A 16,509-nucleotide genomic window follows, 5' to 3' on the forward strand; every position below is an offset into this window, starting at 1 on the left:
CCCCACACCCGGGCCCCGGCCCCGCGCGACGACCGGAAGGCGCCCCAGCCATGACACCCGACCTGCCCCGACCGGAGACCCACGCCGACCACGAGCCCCCGCCCGGCGCCACGACCACCGGCACGTGGAACGACCTCACCTACACGGCGAGTGCCGGGTGGCTCGTGCTGCGCGAGAAGGAGAAGCCCACGGCGGAGATCTTCTCGGTCGCCTACCTCGTACGGGACGCCGCCGCCGAACGCCCGGTGACCTTCGTCTTCAACGGCGGTCCCGGAGCGTCCTCGGCCTATCTGCACCTGGGCGCGGCCGGCCCGCGGCGCGTCGACTTCCCCGCCGACGGCACCGTACCGGCGATGCCCCCCGCGCTCGTGCCCAACGAGGACTCCTGGCTCGCCTTCACCGACCTCGTCCTGGTCGACCCCGTCGGCACCGGCTTCAGCCGCGCCGTCGCACCGGAGGCGGCGCGGCCCGGCGCGAGGGAGGACGGCGACCGGGGGAACACCGGGGCGCACGGCGACGGAGCCGAACAGCACGCGCGGCAGTACTTCGGCACCATCGGCGACCTGGAGGCGATGAGCGAGTTCATCAGCCGCTGGCTCTCGGAGAACGGCCGCTGGGGCTCGCCGGTGTTCCTCGCGGGCGAGAGCTACGGCGGCTACCGGGCCGCACGGCTCACCCGCCACCTGCAGGAGACGGCAGGGGTCGGCCTCAACGGCGTCGTCCTCATCTCGCCCGCGCTCGAACCCGCCCTGCTCAACACCGCCTTCGGCTGGGGCGACTACGCGGTGGAGCCGTGGATCGACGCCCTGCCGACCATGGCGGCCGCCGCCGCGCACCACGGCCGCTCACCCGCCTTCCGCCCCGGCACCCCGCTGCCGTACGTGCTGCGCGCGGCCGAGGAGTTCGCCACCGGGGACTACGCCTCCTTCCTCACCCGAGGCGCCTCGATGCCCGCCCCGGACCGCGAGGCGGTGCTCAACCGGTACGCGGACCTCACCGGACTCGACCCCGAACTCGTCACCCGCGCCGAGGGCCGCGTACGCGTCCACCGCTTCAAGCGGGAGCTCCTGAAGGACACCCGTACCGTCCTCGACGCCTACGACGCGACCATCACCGCACCGGACCCGTTCCCGGACCGGGAGAGCTACGAGGGCGCCGATCCGACGTTGAGCGCCCTGGGCACGGTCTTCACGGCCGCGGTCAACCGCCTGCTGCGCACGGAGCTCGGCGTCACCACCGACCGCACCTACGAGCTGCTCAGCCAGGAGGTGGTCACCCACTGGAAGAACGACGACGCCACCTACTACTTCCAGGGCTGCGCGGGCGCCACCGACGACTTCCGCTACGGCATGGCGGTGCACCCCCGCACCCGGGCGTTCCTCACCCACGGCCGCCACGACCTGGTCACGCCCTACTACACCAGCGAGCGCCTGCGGAACCTGATGCGCCTCGACCCGCGCGTGGCCGACCGGCTGACGGTGCGCCACTTCGAGGGCGGCCACATGTTCTACGCCTGGCGGGAGAGCCGCCAGGCCTTCACCGCCGCTCTCGGCGCGTTCGTGGCGGAGTCGCTGTGACGGAGCCCGGCCACGCACCCGACCATGCGCCCGACCACGAACCCGACCACGCAAGGAGGAACAACGTGACCAGCATGCCTGACGGCTGGGAGTACCACCTCGTACCGCTGCCCGACGGGCGGATGGCCGAAGCGCTGACCTACGGCACGCCGGTCAACGGCACCCTGCTCTGCCACGCGGGCACCCCCGGCGGCCCGGTGCCCCGGCCGTCCTACGCCGAGGTCTGCGACCAGTACGGCCTGCGCCACCTCATGGTCGGACGCCCCGGCTACGGACGCAGCTCGCCCCGGCCGGGGCGCCYGATGGCCGACATAGCCGACGACGTGCCCCCGGTCCTCGACCACTTCGGCGTCGACACCTTCCTCACCCTGGGCGGCTCCGGCGGCGGCCCCAACGCCCTCGCCTGCGCCGCCCTGCTGCCCGAGCGTTGCGAAGCCGCGGCGGCCGTGGTCAGCCCCGCGCCGATCGACGCGGCGGGCCTGGACTACTACGCCGGGATGGGACCGGAGAACCGTGAGGAGTGGCAGCTCGCCCAGCAGGGCAGGGCCGCCGTCGAACCCTGGCTCAAGCACACCGTCGCCGCATGGGACGACCTCACCCCCGAGGGCTTCATCGATTCCTTCCGCGCCACCCTGCCCCCCGTCGACCAGGCACTCCTCACCACCGAGCACGGCCACACCTTCGTGGCGGGCCTGCGCAAGGCGACCTCCACCGGCATCGACGGCTGGCTCGACGACGATCTGGCCCTGGTCCTGCCCTGGGGCTTCGACCCCGGCTCGATCACCACCCCGGTCAGCCTCTGGACCGGCAAGCTCGACCTGATGATCAGCTACGAGCACTCCGTGTGGCTCGCCCGCGCCATCCCCGGCGCCGACCTGCACGTCATCGCGGGCCACGGCCACCTCAGCCTGCCGCAGGCCCATCTGCCCGACATCGTCGGCGACCTCGTGCGCAAGGGACGCGGGCGGTGACGGCCCCGCACCACGAGGCCCTGGTGGCCGATCTGCACAACGACCTCATCCTCCTGGTCGACCACTTCGACCGCCGGGGACGGCCTGACTACTTCGGTGAGTTCTGGCTGCCGGAGCTGCGCGCGGGCGGCGTGAACGTACAGGTCCTGCCGGTCTTCATCGACGAGCAGTTCCAGTCGGAGGGCGCGCTGCGCCGCACCCTGCTGCTCATCGAACGCATCCACCGGCTGGCCGGGCAGTACCCGGAGCTGACCGTCTGCCGCACTGGCGCGGACATCACCCGTACGACGGCGGACGGCGGGATCGCCCTGGTCATCGCCCTGGAGGGCGCCCACGCGCTCGGCCAGGACCCGGACCTGATCCGCACCATGGAGCGGGTCGGAGTACGGGTGGTGTCGCTGGCCCACATGGGCCGTACGCTGCTCGCCGACGGCAGCGGCGTCGACGACTCCGCCTGCGGCGGCCTCACCCCGCAGGGCCTGGAGGTCCTCAAGGAGATGGAGCGCCTGGGCATCGTCTACGACCTCAGCCACCTCGGGGTCGCGGGCGTCGAGGACGTCCTCGAAAACGCCCGCAGACCGCTGCTCGCCACCCACTCGGCGTGCCGCGCCGTCACCGACATCCACCGCAACCTCACCGACGCCCAGCTCAAGGGCGTCGCCGAACTCGGCGGAGTCATCGGGGTCGCGGCGGCCATCCCGCCCTTCATCGACCCGGGCCGCCCCACGGCCGCCCGCGTCGTCGACCACATCGAGCACCTCGCCTCGGTCACCTCCATCGACGCCATCGGGCTCGGCCCCGACTTCATCGACGACTACTACCAGGAGGTGTACGGCGGCTGGCTGATCCCCGGCATGGACGCCACCTGGAACGACAGCGAGATCCGGCGCCCCTCGGATCTGCCCCTCATCAGCGAGGAGATGGCCGCGCGCGGCTTCACCGACACCGACATCAGAAAGGTGCTCGGCGGCAACGCGATGCGGGTGCTCGACGAGGTGATGGGCATGCCACCGAAGACCACAGCAACGCAGGGAAAGGCGGAATCATGACAGCCAACGGCTGGGACGTCATCGTCGTGGGGGCGGGCTCCTCGGGCGCCGCGCTCGCGGCCCGTACGGCGGCGAAGGGCAGGCGGGTCCTGCTGCTCGAAGCCGGACCGGACTACCGCTCGGCGGAGATGAAGGACGTCTGGCGCTCACCCAACCCACGGCTCGCGCTCCTCGACGACGCGGCGAGCGAAGAGCTGATCTGGCCCGACGTGAACGCCGCGCGCACCGACAGCCAGGAACAGGAGCTGTACTGGCGCGGCCGGGGCACGGGCGGCAGCTCGGCGGTCAACGGCCAGATCGCCATCCGCCCGCCGATGGCCGACTTCGAGGAGTGGGGGGCCCTCGGGTGCACGGGCTGGTCTCCGGAGGACGTCCTGCCCTACTTCGCCCGCCTGGAGGACGACGAGCGGTTCGGCGATGAGCCCTACCACGGCCGCGGCGGCCCCATCCCGGTCCACCGCATGGCACGGGAGGACTGGGGCGGCGTCGACAAGGCACTCGCACGGGCCTGCGCCGCCGCCGGCTACCCGTGGACCGAGGACGTCAACGCCCCCCGGGGAAGCGGCATCTCGCCCTACCCCATCAACTCCCGCGACAGCAGCCGGGTGACCGTCAACGACGGCTATCTGGAGTGGGCCCGCGACCTGGACACCCTCACGGTCCGCGGGGACAGCCTGGTCGAGCGGGTGCTCTTCGACGGCGACCGGGCCGTGGGCGTACGGGTGATCCATGGGGGAGTGGTGAGCACCGAGCACGCCGACACCGTCGTCCTCAGCGCCGGGGTCATCCACTCACCGGCGATCCTGCTGCGCTCGGGCATCGGCCCCGCGGCGCACCTGCGCGACCTGGGCATCGAGGTACGGCAGTCCCTGCCCGTCGGCCAGGGACTCCAGGACCATCCGCTGGCGTCGGTGATCATCCCGCTCACGGAGGAGGCCAGCAGCAGGACGCCCCACGACCGGCACACCAATGTCTGCGTCCGCTGGACCAGCGGGCCGGGCGCCCCCGAGAACGACATGATGTTCGTCGCCCTCAACGAGAACGTCCTGGCCATGGGTTCGGCCACGCCGGGCGAGAGACTCGGTTCCTACGGTGTGTGGCTCAACCGCACCTACTCGCGCGGCGTGCTGACCCTGACCTCCACCGACCCGGCGAAGCAGCCGCTGGTACGCGAACGGATGCTCTCCGATCCTCGCGACCTGCCCCGGATGCGCACGGGAGTGCGCGAACTGGTCAGGCTGGCCCTCGGCCCCGAAACGGCGCGGATCACCACGGGACCGCTCAAGGCGGCCAACCGCGAGCTGTTCGCCGCGCTGGACAGCGACCGCGCACTCGACGACCACCTCCTGGCCACAGTGGTGGACACCCAGCACGGCACCAGCACCTGCCGGATGGGTGCGAGCGACGCCCCGGAGACGGTCGTGGACAGCGGCTGCCGGGTCCTCGGCGTGGACGGCCTGCGGGTGGTCGACGCGTCGGTCTTCCCGTTCGTGCCCCGCGCCAACACCAACCTCGCCGCGATCATGACCGGCGAGCTGATGGCCGACCGCCTCACCTGAAGGGATGGAACACGTGCAGGTCGCACAGAATCTGATCGGCGGCGTCTGGCGGGACACCACGGGCGCCACCGTGCTCGACGTCGTCGACCCGGCGACCGAAGAGGTCGTCGCCCGCGTGCCCGCCGGGTCTCCGGCGGACGTGGACCGGGCCGTCGAGGCCGCGGTGGCTGCCCAGCCGGGCTGGGCGTCGCTGTCCGTCGCCGAGCGGGTGGCGCGGATCGCGGAGTGGGCCGACGTCATCACCGCCCACGCGGACGAACTCGCCGAACTCGAACGCAGGGAGATGGGCAAACCGCTCGCCCTCGGCAGGACCTTCATCGAGGCCGCGGCGGCCGGGATGAAGAGCGCGGCGGAAGCGGCCCTGTCCTACGCCTTCGAGGAGAGGTTCGAGCACCCGGACGGGGAGACCCGGATCGTGCGGCACCCGCTGGGCGCCACCGCGGTGATCACCCCGTGGAACTTCCCGCTCGCGGTGCTCCTCGGCTCCCTGGGCCCGCTGCTCGCCGCGGGCAACACCGTCGTCGTCAAGCCCTCCGAACGCTCACCGCTCTCCGCCGTGCGGCTGTGCGAGCTGCTCACCCTGGCCGACGGCGTGGTGAACCTCGTCCTCGGCGACGCCCGCGCCGGTGCGCCGCTCGCCGAGCACGACGGAATTCAGCTCGTGCACTTCACCGGCTCGGTCGCGGCCGGACGCGCGGTGGGCGCCGGAGCCGGCCGTCAGCTGCACCGGGCCATGCTCGAACTCGGCGGCAAGGACGCCGTGGTGGTGGACGCGGACGTCGACGTCCGGGCCACCGCGGCAGCCGTCGCACTCGGCTCGTTCCTCAACACCGGCCAGATATGCACCTCCATGGAACGGATCTACGTCCACCAGGACATCGCCGCGGAGTTCACCGAAGCCCTGGTGTCGGCGGCCGAGGAGTACACACCCGGCGAGGCCCTCGGCCCGCTGGTCGACGCGCGGCAGCGGGACATCGTCCGGGAACACGTCGCCGACGCCGTCGCGCGCGGCGCCACCATCCGCACCGGAGGAGCGGAGCCGCCCGGCAAGGGCTACTTCTACCCGCCCACCGTCCTCACCGACGTCGACGAGTCGATGCTCGTGATGACCGAGGAGACCTTCGGGCCGATCGCGCCCGTCGCCGTCGTGGCCGACTTCGCCGAGGGCCTGGAACGGGCCGCACGCTCCCGCTTCGGCCTCGCCGCGACGGTCTACACCCACGACCCCGAACACATCGAGGCCGCGACGCGACTGCCCGCGGGTATCGTCGCGGTCAACCAGTGGCAGGGCGGCAGCGCCGAGATGGTCTGGGAACCGGCGGGCGACAGCGGCATGGGGGCCACCGGCGCCCACGCCGCCTACGACGCGGCGACCCGCCCGTCATCCGTCTTCATCGCGGGCGGGGGCGGTCCGGTCTCCTGATCCCGGCTGATCCCGCGTGATCTTGTCGGAGGGCGGCAGCGGCAGGTCGGACGGGTGGCGCAGCGCGTCGAGGACGACGTGCACCGCCGCCCGTGCCGGTGCGCCGCGCCGGATCGCCGCCGTGATGGAGCGCGTGATCGGTGTCGCGAGCTCCCTGGTGGTGACGCGGTAGCGGTCACCCACGGCCAGACCGGGCAGCAGCGTGATCGAAAGCCCGGCCTCGACGTGCTGCAAGGCCATCATGTAGTTGCTGAACCGGCACACCACGCGCGGCTCGAAACCGGCCTGACGGCACAGCCGCTGCGCGAGGTTCGCCATGTACGACTGGGGGATGTCGAAGGACCAGGGCTCGTCCGCGTACGCCGCCAGGTCCACGACGCCGCGTGTGGCCACGGGGTGCTCGGGCGGGACCACGAGCACCACGGGATCGGTGGCCAGCGGCACGAGGTCCAGGTCAGGGCCGAGCGGCAGCTCGTCGAAGTCCGTGGTCGTGATGATGATGTCCACGTCGCCGCCCCGCAGGGCGGGCAGGCTCTCGTGCGGTTCGAGCTGGAGCAGCTCGACGTCGAGGTGCGGATGCACGGCCGCCAGCCGGGTCACCGCGGGCACGGCCATGGTGTGGATCGCGCTCTGGAACGCCCCGAGGCGCACCAGGCCCACCGGTTCCTCGCCGAAGCCGCGCAGCTCCGCCTCGACGCTGTCCATGTGGTCGAGGATCGCCCGCGCCCGCCGGGCGAGGATCAGCCCGGCCGAGGTCAGCCGGACCCGGCGGCCACTGCGCTCAAGAAGCTGGGTGCGCGTCTCGGTCTCCAGCACGGCGAGCTGCTGCGACACGCTCGACGGGCTCAGATTCGCGGCCTGGGCGACCGCCCGGACCGTGCCCAGTGTGTCGAGCTGGCTCAGCAGCCGAAGCCTCCAGGGGTTCATCACGCGCACCATTGTTGTGCGGAAATGCCGAACAGTAAAGCCAGAATTGTGAGATGGACGTGTCGCTTGGGGGGACCTACCGTCGAGGCCATGGCTGCTTCGAACAATGCCTCGCTGTCCACCGAATCGTTCTGGTCCGACGCCGACAGGCACCTCATACGCTACGGCGGCGACTTCACCCGCGAAATCATCGAGCGCGCCGAGGGGAGCTTCGTCCACACCGCGGACGGCCGCAAGATACTCGACTTCACCTCGGGCCAGATGAGCGCGATCCTCGGCCACTCGCACCCGGCGATCGTGGCCACCGTGCAGCAGCAGGTCGCCGGTCTCGACCACCTCTACAGCGGCATGCTCAGCAGGCCCGTGGTCGACCTCGCCCGTCGCCTCGCCGACTCACTGCCCGCACCTCTGGAGAAGGCGCTGCTCCTCACCACCGGCGCGGAGTCGAACGAGGCGGCCATCCGGATGGCCAAGCTCGTCACCGGCAAGCACGAGATCGTCTCGTTCGCCCGGTCCTGGCACGGCATGACCCAGGCCGCCGCGTCCGCCACGTACAGCGCGGGCCGCAAGGGGTACGGGCCCGGCGCGCCCGGCAACTTCGCCATCCCCGTGCCCAACACCTACCGGCCCGACTTCACCACGGCCGACGGCGCGCTGGACTGGCGCCGGCAGCTCGACTTCGCCTTCGACCTGATCGACGCCCAGTCGACCGGCAGCCTCGCCGCCTGTCTCGTCGAGCCGATCCTCAGCTCGGGCGGCATCATCGAACCGCCCGTCGGCTACTTCGCGGCCCTCCAGGCCAAGTGCCGCGAGCGCGGCATGCTGATGATCGTCGATGAGGCGCAGACGGGGCTGTGCCGCACCGGGACCTGGTACGCCTTCGAGCGCGACGGCATCGTGCCCGACATCCTCACGCTGTCCAAGACGCTCGGTGCCGGACTGCCCCTGGCGGCCGTGGTCACGAGCGCCGAGATCGAGCAGCGGGCGTACGAACGAGGATTCCTGTTCTTCACCACGCACGTCTCCGACCCGCTGGTGGCCGCGGTGGGCAATACGGTTCTCGACGTCCTGGCCGCTGACCGGCTCGACGAGCGAGCCAGGGACCTTGGCGCGTTCCTGCGCAAGGGCCTGGAGAGCATCGCCGGACGGCACGAGGTCGTCGGCGACATCCGGGGCCGCGGTCTCCTCGCCGGAGTGGAACTCGTCGTCGACCGCGAGACCAAGCGCAGCTCGGACGAGCTGGGCGCCCGGGTCACCCGCCGCTGCCTCGAACTCGGCCTGCACATGAACATCGTGCAGCTCCGCGGCATGGGCGGCGTCTTCCGGATCGCCCCGCCGCTGACGGCCACCGAGGACGAACTCTCGCTCGGCCTGGAGATCCTGGACACGGCGATCGGCGACGCCGCCGCCGCGCTCTGACCCACGCGTGCGCTCAGGCGGTGCGGTGGCCTGCGCGGCGGCCGCACCGCCCCTGCACCTGCCCGGACGGGTGCTGTACCGGTCAGCCGTAGCGCACCGACACGACGACCATCTCAGCGATGTTCACGTTGGCGGGTGCCGCGACGGAGTAGGTCACCGCGTCGGCGATGTCGTCCGCGGACAGCGGGCGCAGGCTCTCCCGCATCTCCGCCAGGCTGGCCCGCATGTCGTCGTTGCTCATGTCGTGACCCAACTCGGTGGCGGTGACGCCGGGTTCGACGTTGTGCACGCGTACGTCGCGCGGGCCGAGTTCGGCGCGGAGGTTACGGGTGAGCTGGGCGACGGCCGCCTTGGTGGCACCGTAGACGGCCCAGTCGGGGTAGAGCACATGACTGGCCACGGAGCCGATGTGCACCAGGTCGGCGGGGCCAGTCCGCGCGGCGGTGAGCAGGTCGTCGGCGAACGCACGGCCCGTGTTGACCAGACCCCGCACGTTGACGTCGAGCATGCGGTCGAACTCCGCGGTCTCGGCGGTGTCGAAGGGCGCGCCCAGCATCACACCGGCGTTGGCCACCACACAGTCGACGCGGCCGAGTGCGGAGCGCACCGACGCCGCGGCCCGCTCCACGGCCGCCCTGTCGGCGACGTCCACGGCGACCGGCAGGATCTTTCCCTGAGCGGTCGCGCTCAGCTCGTCGGCCAGTTCCTTGAGGCGGTTCTCGCGACGGCCCATCAGCGCGACATGCGCGCCCCCGAGCGCCAGGCGGCGGGCGGTGGCGGCTCCGATGCCGCTGGTGGCCCCGGTGATGACGGCCACCCGCCCGGAGAGTGACCCACCCGAAGCGGCGACGGGGGCGGGAGCGGTAGCGGAAGAGGCGGCGGACGTGGTGGGTGCGGCGGCCGAGGCCGCGGACGTAGAAGAAGTCATGTGTCCAACCTTCGGCCGGAGGCCTCCCACCCGCCAGGCAGCACTTTCCCCGGACCCACCGAGCCTGGGTGTGACGTACCCCCCTTGATGCGCTTCTTGCCGCGGACGTCGTCTCTTCTCCCGACGGCTCCGTCATCTCCGGGTATGACGCGGCCTGTTCGGCTGCGACCGGAGGGGGCCACGGGAACCGGATCAGCGGTTGATGACGCGATTCTGATCGGGCCGGACGATGGAGTACACCCTCACTCGCCGTCCCGACCACGGCCGCTCGGCCCCGACCGGCCCACCCCGGCTGACGGCACTCCTCACCAGGATCTGACTCCCATGTTCCGTACCGCCCTGCGCAATGTGCTCGCGCACAAGGCCCGGCTGTTGATGACCGTGCTCGCCGTCATGCTCGGCGTCGCCTTCGTCTCCGGCACGCTGGTCTTCACCGACACCTTCGGCAACGCCTACAAGAACAAGGCCGCCAAGAGCTTCGACCACGTCTCCGTCGCCATCCAGGGCGAGGGCTCCGGCTCCTCCTCCTCCTCCGGCGGCGGCAGCGACGGCGGCGAGGCCAGGAAGCCGCCCCGGCTCACCGACGCCTTCCTGAAGAAGGCCGAGGGCGTGCCCGGCGCCGCCTCCGCCATCGGCTCCGTCTCCGGCTTCACCGCCGTCGCCGACAAGGACGGCAAGCTGGTCGGCGGCGAGTGGGGCACCTCCGGCGCCAACTACTACCCCGGCAAGGACGGCAAGGACCCGCGCTACGACTTCACCAAGGGCRCGCCCCCGAAGTCCGCCGGTGCCATCGCCCTGGACTCGCGCACCGCCGCACGCACCGGCTACCAGGTCGGCGACACCGTCCGCTTCTCCACCGACGGACCCGTCCGCACGGCCAAGGTCAGCGGCATCTTCGACACCGAGGACGGCAGCGTCCTCGCGGGCGGCAGCCTCGTCGTCTTCGACAACCACACCGCGCGCGAGGTCCTCGGCAAGAGCGAGTACGACGAGATCGACGTCAAGGCCGCCGCGGGCACCTCGGAATCGGCGCTGAAGAGCTCCGTCGAGAAGATCCTGCCCAAGGACACCGACGCCGTCACCGGCGCCCAGCTCTCCGACGACCAGGAACAGGCGATCGAGACACAGACCAGCTCGATGAGCCAGGTCCTGCTGATCTTCGCGGGCATCGCGCTCTTCGTCGGCATCTTCATCATCGCCAACACCTTCACCATGCTGGTCGCCCAGCGCACCAAGGAACTCGCGCTCATGCGGGCCGTCGGCGCCTCACGCCGCCAGGTGACGCGCTCCGTGCTCATCGAGGCGTTCCTGGTGGGCCTGGTGGCCGCCGTCACCGGCTTCGCGCTCGGCATCGGTGTGGCCGTCGGTCTCGAGTCCCTGATGAACTCCGCGGGTGCCTCGCTGCCCGACGGGCCGATCGTCATCGCCCCGACCACGGTCGTCGTCGCCCTGATCATCGGCGTCTGCGTCACCATGCTGTCCGCCTGGCTGCCGGGCCGCCGCGCCGCGCGCATCCCCCCGGTCGCCGCGATGAACAGCGTCCACGCCACGCCGACCACGCGGGGCCTGGTCGTCCGCAACACCATCGGCTCGGTCATCGTCGCCCTCGGTGTGGTCATGCTCTTCATGGAGGACAACTACGTGATGGCCGGCGGTGCCGCCACGATCATGGTCGGCATCATCGTCCTCACACCGCTCCTGTCGCGCCCCTTCATCGCCGCCTCGGCCCCGCTCCTGAAGCCGTTCGGCGTCACGGGCAAGCTGTCCCGCCTCAACGCGGTGCGCAACCCGCGCCGCACCGCCTCCACGGCCGCCGCCCTGATGATCGGCCTGACCCTCATCACGGCGATGACGGTGGTCGCGACCTCCATGAGCAGCGCCATCAACAAGATGGCCGCGGGCTCCCTGAAGGCCGACTACACCGTCTCCATGGCCAACTACCAGCCGCTGGCCCCCGAGGTCCGCCAGAAGCTGGACAAGCTCCCCGACGTCGAGGCGAGCAGCCCGCTGCGCAACGCCTACGGCGAGGTGGACGGCTCGTACTCGCGGATCTCCGGCGTCGACGAGAAGGCCTTCGGCGAGCTGGCGAACCTGGACTTCAGCAGCGGTTCGCTGGCCGGGCTCAAGGGCGCCGCCACGCTCGTCGACGACGACACGGCCAAGAAGCGCGGCCTGAAGGCGGGCGACACCGTCTCGGTGAAGTTCGACGACGACAAGACGGCGAAGCTGAAGGTCGCCGGTGTCTACCAGCACAACGAGATGATCGACGGCCTGTTCGCGCCGCTCTCCGTCGTCGACCCGCACCTCTCCAAGATCGCCGATGAGCAGGTCCTGGTGAAGATGAAGGGCGGCCCGTCCGACGGCGCCGAGGACGCGATCGTCAAGGCCCTCGGCGACAACCCCGCCATCAAGATCCAGGACAAGGACGCCCTCAGCAACGAGGTCGCCGGTGCGATCAACCTGATGCTGAACATGCTTTACGGCCTGCTCGCGATGGCCATCCTGATCGCGGTGCTCGGTGTCATCAACACCCTCGCCATGTCGGTCTTCGAGCGGAAGCACGAGATCGGCATGATGCGGGCCATCGGCCTGGACCGCGCGAAGGTCAAGCAGATGGTGCGCCTTGAGGCGGTCATCATCTCCCTGTTCGGCGCGGTGCTCGGCATCGGCCTCGGCCTCTTCATGGGCTGGGCCGCGGGCAACAACATCGCCGACTCGGTGAAGACCTACACGATGGAGATCCCGGTCGGCCGGATCGCGGTCTTCCTCTGCATCGCGGCCCTGGTCGGCGTCCTCGCGGCGATGTGGCCGGCCCGCAGCGCGGCCAAGCTCAACCCGCTCATGGCCATCAAGAGCGAGTAGCGGCCCGGGACGTACGAGGAGAGGGGCCCCGGACGGTGCGCACACCGTCCGGGGCCCCTCTCACGCGTCCCGCGCGCGTACGGACCGGTCCACCGTGTCTCGCGCCCGTACGGACCGGTCCACCGTGTCTCGCGCGCGTACGAGCCCGCCTACGCGCGCCACTCCCGGGTCCGCAGCGGCAGCCCCGAGGCGCCGCTCTCCGGGGTCCGCACCGCGAGGACCTGGTTGACGCCGATGCGGTTGCGCTCGAAGGCGAGCGCGGAGGCGGCCATGTAGAGCCGCCAGACCCGGGCCCGGCCCGGCGAGGTCAGCCGTTGGCCCTCGACCCACCTCGCCTCCAGGTTGGCGACCCAGCGGCGCAGGGTGAGGGCGTAGTGCTCGCGGATGGACTCCACGTCGCGCACCTCGAACCCGGCCCGCTCCAGGAGGGTGACCGTGGTGCCGAGGGGCGCGAGCTCCCCGTCGGGGAAGACGTAGGCGTCGATGAACTCGTCCACGGAGTACGCGGACTCGTCCGCCTGCGGGCGGCGCGCGATCTGGTGGTTGAGCAGCCGCCCGCCGGGCTTGAGCAGGGCGTGCAGATCCTGGGCGTACTCCAGGTAGCGCGCGGCGCCGACGTGTTCGGCCATGCCGATGGAGGAGATCGCGTCGTAGGGGCCGTCGCGCACGTCGCGGTAGTCCTGGACCCGGATCTCGACGCGGTCGGTGAGACCCTCCTCGGCGATCCGCTTCCTGGCGTACGTGGCCTGTTCCTGGGAGAGCGTGACGCCGACGACGGTGACGCCGTGCTCGCGGGCCGCGTGGATCGCCATGGAGCCCCAGCCGCAGCCGACGTCGAGCAGGCGCATGCCGGGCCGCAGGCCGAGCTTGCGCGAGATCAGCTCCAGCTTGTCGCGCTGGGCGTCCTCCAGGGTGCCCTGCGGCGACTCCCAGTAGGCGCACGAGTAGACCATCGAGGGGCCGAGGACCATCGCGTAGAAGTCGTTGCCCACGTCGTAGTGGTGGCTGATGGCCTTGCGGTCGCTGCCCTTGGTGTGCAGGTGCAGGCGGCCGTGCCGACGCGTCTCCTCCGGGGGCGGCGCGGGCGGCAGGAAGGGCGCGGAGAGGGCGAACAGCGAGCGGACGGCGGCGCGGACGGCGGGGTCCCGCAGGGACTGGCGGAGGTTCCTGGCGTCCTCGCCGCGCTCCCAGATGAACTCGGCCATCCTGTCAAGGACGGTGTAGAGGTCCCCGTCGACATCGAGGTCACCGGCCACCCAGGCACGCGCCAGGCCCAGTTCGCCCGGCTTCCACAGCAGATGGCGCAGGGCACGGCGGTTGCGTACGACGAGGACGGGGGCGCCCGGCGGACCCGTCTCCGATCCGTCCCAGGCGCGGATACGCACCGGCAGTGGGGCTCCCATGAGCTGCTCGGCGAGGTTCTTCAGCCGCTGTGCGGCGTCCTGCATGGCGCACACCTCCGTGGAAGGGGTGTCCCGCGCGCACGCGCGTGGGGACGTGTCCCGGAACGGTCCAACACCACGTAAACACCGAAGGGGAGGGTCCGCAGTCCCGTAAACGCGTCACGGAAAAGCAAAATAGATGCCCTGGGCACCTATCTTTCGGCCACGCCCCGGGCACGGTCCGGGCACGGTCCGGGCACGCCGAAGGGGGCCGCCCGCACCACGGATGGCGGGCGGCCCCCTTCGGGGTGGATCAGTGCCGCGAGGTCAGGAGGCCTTGGCCTTCTCCTCGGCCTTGACCGCCGGGGCGGGCTCGGCCGCGACCTGCGGCTTCGGGGCCGGCTTGGCGGCCTCGTAGAACTCCTCGCGCGGGGCTTCGAGAGCACCGAGGGAGACGACCTCGCGCTTGAGGAACATGGCGAGCGTCCAGTCCGCGAAGACGCGGATCTTGCGGTTGAACGTCGGCATCGCCATGCCGTGGTACGCGCGGTGCATGTACCAGGCGAGACGGCCCTTGAGCTTGATCTTCATCTTGCCCATGACGATCATCGCGACGCCCTTGTGCAGGCCGAGACCGGCGACCGCACCCTTGTTGGCGTGGCTGTACTCCTTCTGCGGGAAGCCCCGCATGCCGGAGATCACGTTGTCGCCGAGGACCTTGGCCTGACGCAGCGCGTGCTGGGCGTTCGGCGGGCACCAGGCGTTCTCGTTGCCCGCCTTGCGGCCGACCATGTCCGGGACCTGGGCGTTGTCGCCCGCGGCCCAGATGTAGTCGGTGCCCTGGACCTGGAGGGTCGTCTGGGTGTCGACGTGGCCACGGGGACCGAGCGGCAGACCGAAGCGGGACAGCGCCGGGTTGGGCTTGACGCCCGCGGTCCACACGATGGTGTTGGAGTCGACCTCAAGGCCGTTGTTGAGGACGACGTGACCGTCCACGCAGGAGTCCATGCCGGTCTTGAGGTAGACCTCGACACCGCGGCCCTCAAGGTGCTCCTTGCCGTAGGCGCCCAGCTTCGGGCCCACCTCGGGGAGGATCTTGTCGGCGACGTCGACCAGGACGAAGCGCATGTCCTCGCGCTTCACGTTGTTGTAGTACTTGGCCGCGTCGCGGGCCATGTCCTCGACCTCGCCGATGGTCTCCGCACCCGCGAAGCCACCGCCGACGAAGACGAAGGTCAGCGCCTTGCGGCGGACCTCCTCGTCCGTCGTGGAGTCAGCCTTGTCGAGCTGCTCGAGGACGTGGTTGCGCAGGCCGATGGCCTCCTCGATGCCCTTCATGCCGATGCCCTGCTCGGCGAGGCCGGGGATCGGGAAGGTGCGGGAGACCGCGCCCATCGCGATGACGAGGTAGTCGAAGGGCAGCTCGTACGCCTCGCCCACGAGGGGGGCGATCGTCGCTACCTTCCGGTCCTGGTCGATGGTGGTGACCCGGCCGGTGAGAACCTCTGCCTTGGGCAGCACGCGTCGCAGCGGGACGACGACGTGCCGCGGCGAGATGCTGCCGGCGGCGGCTTCGGGGAGGAAGGGCTGGTAGGTCATGTACGACCGGGGGTCGACGACCGTGACGGTCGCCTCTCCGTAGCGCATCTTCTTGAGAATGCGCCGAGCTGCGTACAGGCCTACGTACCCACCGCCTACTACGAGGATCCTGGGACGCTCCGTGGTGCTCATGCCATCGAGTATCCACCTGCCACAGGGGGGTCGCTCGTGCGCCCCTTCACAAGCATGGGCAGGGGCTCTGCTACACTTCGCCGCCCGCGTGACCGAGGTCATGGCGCCGGAGGGGAACCACGGCACCACCCGAGTCGTTGCTCACCCCTCGTGAGCTGCCCGTCCACCGCCCGGCACGGGCTGGACCACCCGGCGGCGCACCCTCCCGGCCGAGAGCCGCACCCTTGGGACCGAAGGCCGTTCGGCCCTGGGAAGGACCCTTTCGGGGGCTTGAAGCCAGAAAACCTCGCCCTTCGGGGCCCAATCTCTTGTGAAGAACTTCACGAACTTTCCCGACGGACTGTCGCCGGAGGCCCCTGAGGGCCCCCGGAGAGCCGCTCAGACGCTACATGACACGCTCAGGCGGTCGATACGTCCTGCCCGGTCCGTGCCGATACGTCCGCCCGTCCCCCATCGGGCGACTCCGCTGCGGCAGATGGCCCAGGAACGCCCGCGGCCGTGCCGGTCCAGTGAGACCTTGCCTCCCGACACGTCTCCCGACACGTCGCTCCACCCACGTCTCCCGACCGGAAGGCACCCTCATGCGTATGCGCACATTCCTGGCCATGGCCGCCCTCGCCGTGGCGGCCGTCATCGGCGGCGCGGGCACCGCCACGGCCGCACCCGCCCCCACCCCCGGCT

The 16,509-nt window shown here is 71.0% G+C and carries 11 protein-coding genes; 7 read left to right on the forward strand and 4 right to left on the reverse strand.

Annotated elements, in window-relative coordinates:
• The first annotated feature begins 50 nt into the window (after window positions 1-50).
• The 5 genes from AB8Z36_RS06675 to AB8Z36_RS06695 all read left to right on the forward strand — a co-directional run bounded on the left by AB8Z36_RS06675 (window position 51) and on the right by AB8Z36_RS06695 (window position 6,579).
• Window positions 51-1,577 carry a S10 family peptidase gene (locus tag AB8Z36_RS06675; protein ID WP_369212250.1) on the forward strand — a complete coding sequence of 509 codons (1,527 nt, stop codon included), beginning with the start codon at window positions 51-53 and terminating at the stop codon, window positions 1,575-1,577.
• 74 nt (window positions 1,578-1,651) lie between these two features.
• A complete protein-coding gene (locus tag AB8Z36_RS06680; RefSeq protein ID WP_369212260.1) occupies window positions 1,652-2,548 on the forward strand; it encodes an alpha/beta fold hydrolase in 897 nt (298 codons plus the stop codon).
• Complete coding sequence (locus AB8Z36_RS06685; protein WP_369212251.1) at window positions 2,545-3,597, forward strand: dipeptidase; 1,053 nt, start codon at window positions 2,545-2,547, stop codon at window positions 3,595-3,597. The genes AB8Z36_RS06680 and AB8Z36_RS06685 overlap by 4 nt, the downstream gene beginning before the upstream one ends.
• Window positions 3,594-5,156, forward strand: coding sequence for a GMC family oxidoreductase (locus AB8Z36_RS06690; RefSeq protein ID WP_369212252.1), 1,563 nt, complete (start codon window positions 3,594-3,596; stop codon window positions 5,154-5,156). The genes AB8Z36_RS06685 and AB8Z36_RS06690 overlap by 4 nt, the downstream gene beginning before the upstream one ends.
• Window positions 5,157-5,169: 13 nt before the next feature.
• Window positions 5,170-6,579 (forward strand): aldehyde dehydrogenase family protein, encoded by a 1,410-nt coding sequence (locus tag AB8Z36_RS06695; RefSeq protein WP_369212253.1) that lies wholly within the window; start codon window positions 5,170-5,172, stop codon window positions 6,577-6,579.
• Here AB8Z36_RS06695 and AB8Z36_RS06700 read toward each other — a convergent pair.
• Window positions 6,538-7,506, reverse strand: a complete 969-nt coding sequence (locus tag AB8Z36_RS06700) for a LysR family transcriptional regulator (protein WP_369212254.1) — start codon at window positions 7,504-7,506, stop codon at window positions 6,538-6,540. The two genes, AB8Z36_RS06695 and AB8Z36_RS06700, sit on opposite strands and share 42 nt — an antisense overlap.
• Window positions 7,507-7,596: 90 nt before the next feature.
• Here AB8Z36_RS06700 and AB8Z36_RS06705 point away from each other — a divergent pair, with 90 nt between their 5' ends.
• Window positions 7,597-8,925 carry an aspartate aminotransferase family protein gene (locus AB8Z36_RS06705; RefSeq protein WP_369212255.1) on the forward strand — a complete coding sequence of 443 codons (1,329 nt, stop codon included), beginning with the start codon at window positions 7,597-7,599 and terminating at the stop codon, window positions 8,923-8,925.
• Between the two features lie 82 nt (window positions 8,926-9,007).
• Here the strand turns inward: AB8Z36_RS06705 and AB8Z36_RS06710 are convergent, their stop codons facing one another.
• A complete protein-coding gene (locus tag AB8Z36_RS06710) occupies window positions 9,008-9,853 on the reverse strand; it encodes an SDR family oxidoreductase (protein WP_369212256.1) in 846 nt (281 codons plus the stop codon).
• 324 nt (window positions 9,854-10,177) lie between these two features.
• On the opposite strand from AB8Z36_RS06710, the gene AB8Z36_RS06715 reads away from it, so the two are divergent.
• Window positions 10,178-12,715, forward strand: coding sequence for an ABC transporter permease (locus tag AB8Z36_RS06715; RefSeq protein WP_369212257.1), 2,538 nt, complete (start codon window positions 10,178-10,180; stop codon window positions 12,713-12,715).
• A gap of 149 nt (window positions 12,716-12,864) precedes the next feature.
• Here AB8Z36_RS06715 and AB8Z36_RS06720 read toward each other — a convergent pair whose 3' ends face one another.
• Both AB8Z36_RS06720 and AB8Z36_RS06725 read right to left on the reverse strand, forming a co-directional pair.
• Complete coding sequence (locus AB8Z36_RS06720) at window positions 12,865-14,163, reverse strand: class I SAM-dependent methyltransferase (protein WP_369212258.1); 1,299 nt, start codon at window positions 14,161-14,163, stop codon at window positions 12,865-12,867.
• 261 nt (window positions 14,164-14,424) lie between these two features.
• Window positions 14,425-15,828, reverse strand: coding sequence for an NAD(P)/FAD-dependent oxidoreductase (locus AB8Z36_RS06725; RefSeq protein WP_369212259.1), 1,404 nt, complete (start codon window positions 15,826-15,828; stop codon window positions 14,425-14,427).
• Between the last annotated feature and the right edge of the window lie 681 nt (window positions 15,829-16,509).

Source organism: Streptomyces flavofungini (assembly GCF_041028215.1).
Lineage (GTDB): Bacteria > Actinomycetota > Actinomycetes > Streptomycetales > Streptomycetaceae > Streptomyces > Streptomyces flavofungini_B.

What these genes read in the sequence shown, in the direction of transcription:
- AB8Z36_RS06675 (WP_369212250.1), top strand. Translation starts at nt 51, where the DNA reads ATGACACCCGACCTGCCCCGACCGGAGACCCACGCCGACCACGAGCCC.
- AB8Z36_RS06690 (WP_369212252.1), top strand. Translation starts at nt 3,594, where the DNA reads ATGACAGCCAACGGCTGGGACGTCATCGTCGTGGGGGCGGGCTCCTCG.
- AB8Z36_RS06700 (WP_369212254.1), bottom strand. Translation starts at nt 7,506, where the DNA reads ATGAACCCCTGGAGGCTTCGGCTGCTGAGCCAGCTCGACACACTGGGC.
- AB8Z36_RS06705 (WP_369212255.1), top strand. Translation starts at nt 7,597, where the DNA reads ATGGCTGCTTCGAACAATGCCTCGCTGTCCACCGAATCGTTCTGGTCC.
- AB8Z36_RS06710 (WP_369212256.1), bottom strand. Translation starts at nt 9,853, where the DNA reads ATGACTTCTTCTACGTCCGCGGCCTCGGCCGCCGCACCCACCACGTCC.
- AB8Z36_RS06720 (WP_369212258.1), bottom strand. Translation starts at nt 14,163, where the DNA reads ATGCAGGACGCCGCACAGCGGCTGAAGAACCTCGCCGAGCAGCTCATG.
- AB8Z36_RS06725 (WP_369212259.1), bottom strand. Translation starts at nt 15,828, where the DNA reads ATGAGCACCACGGAGCGTCCCAGGATCCTCGTAGTAGGCGGTGGGTAC.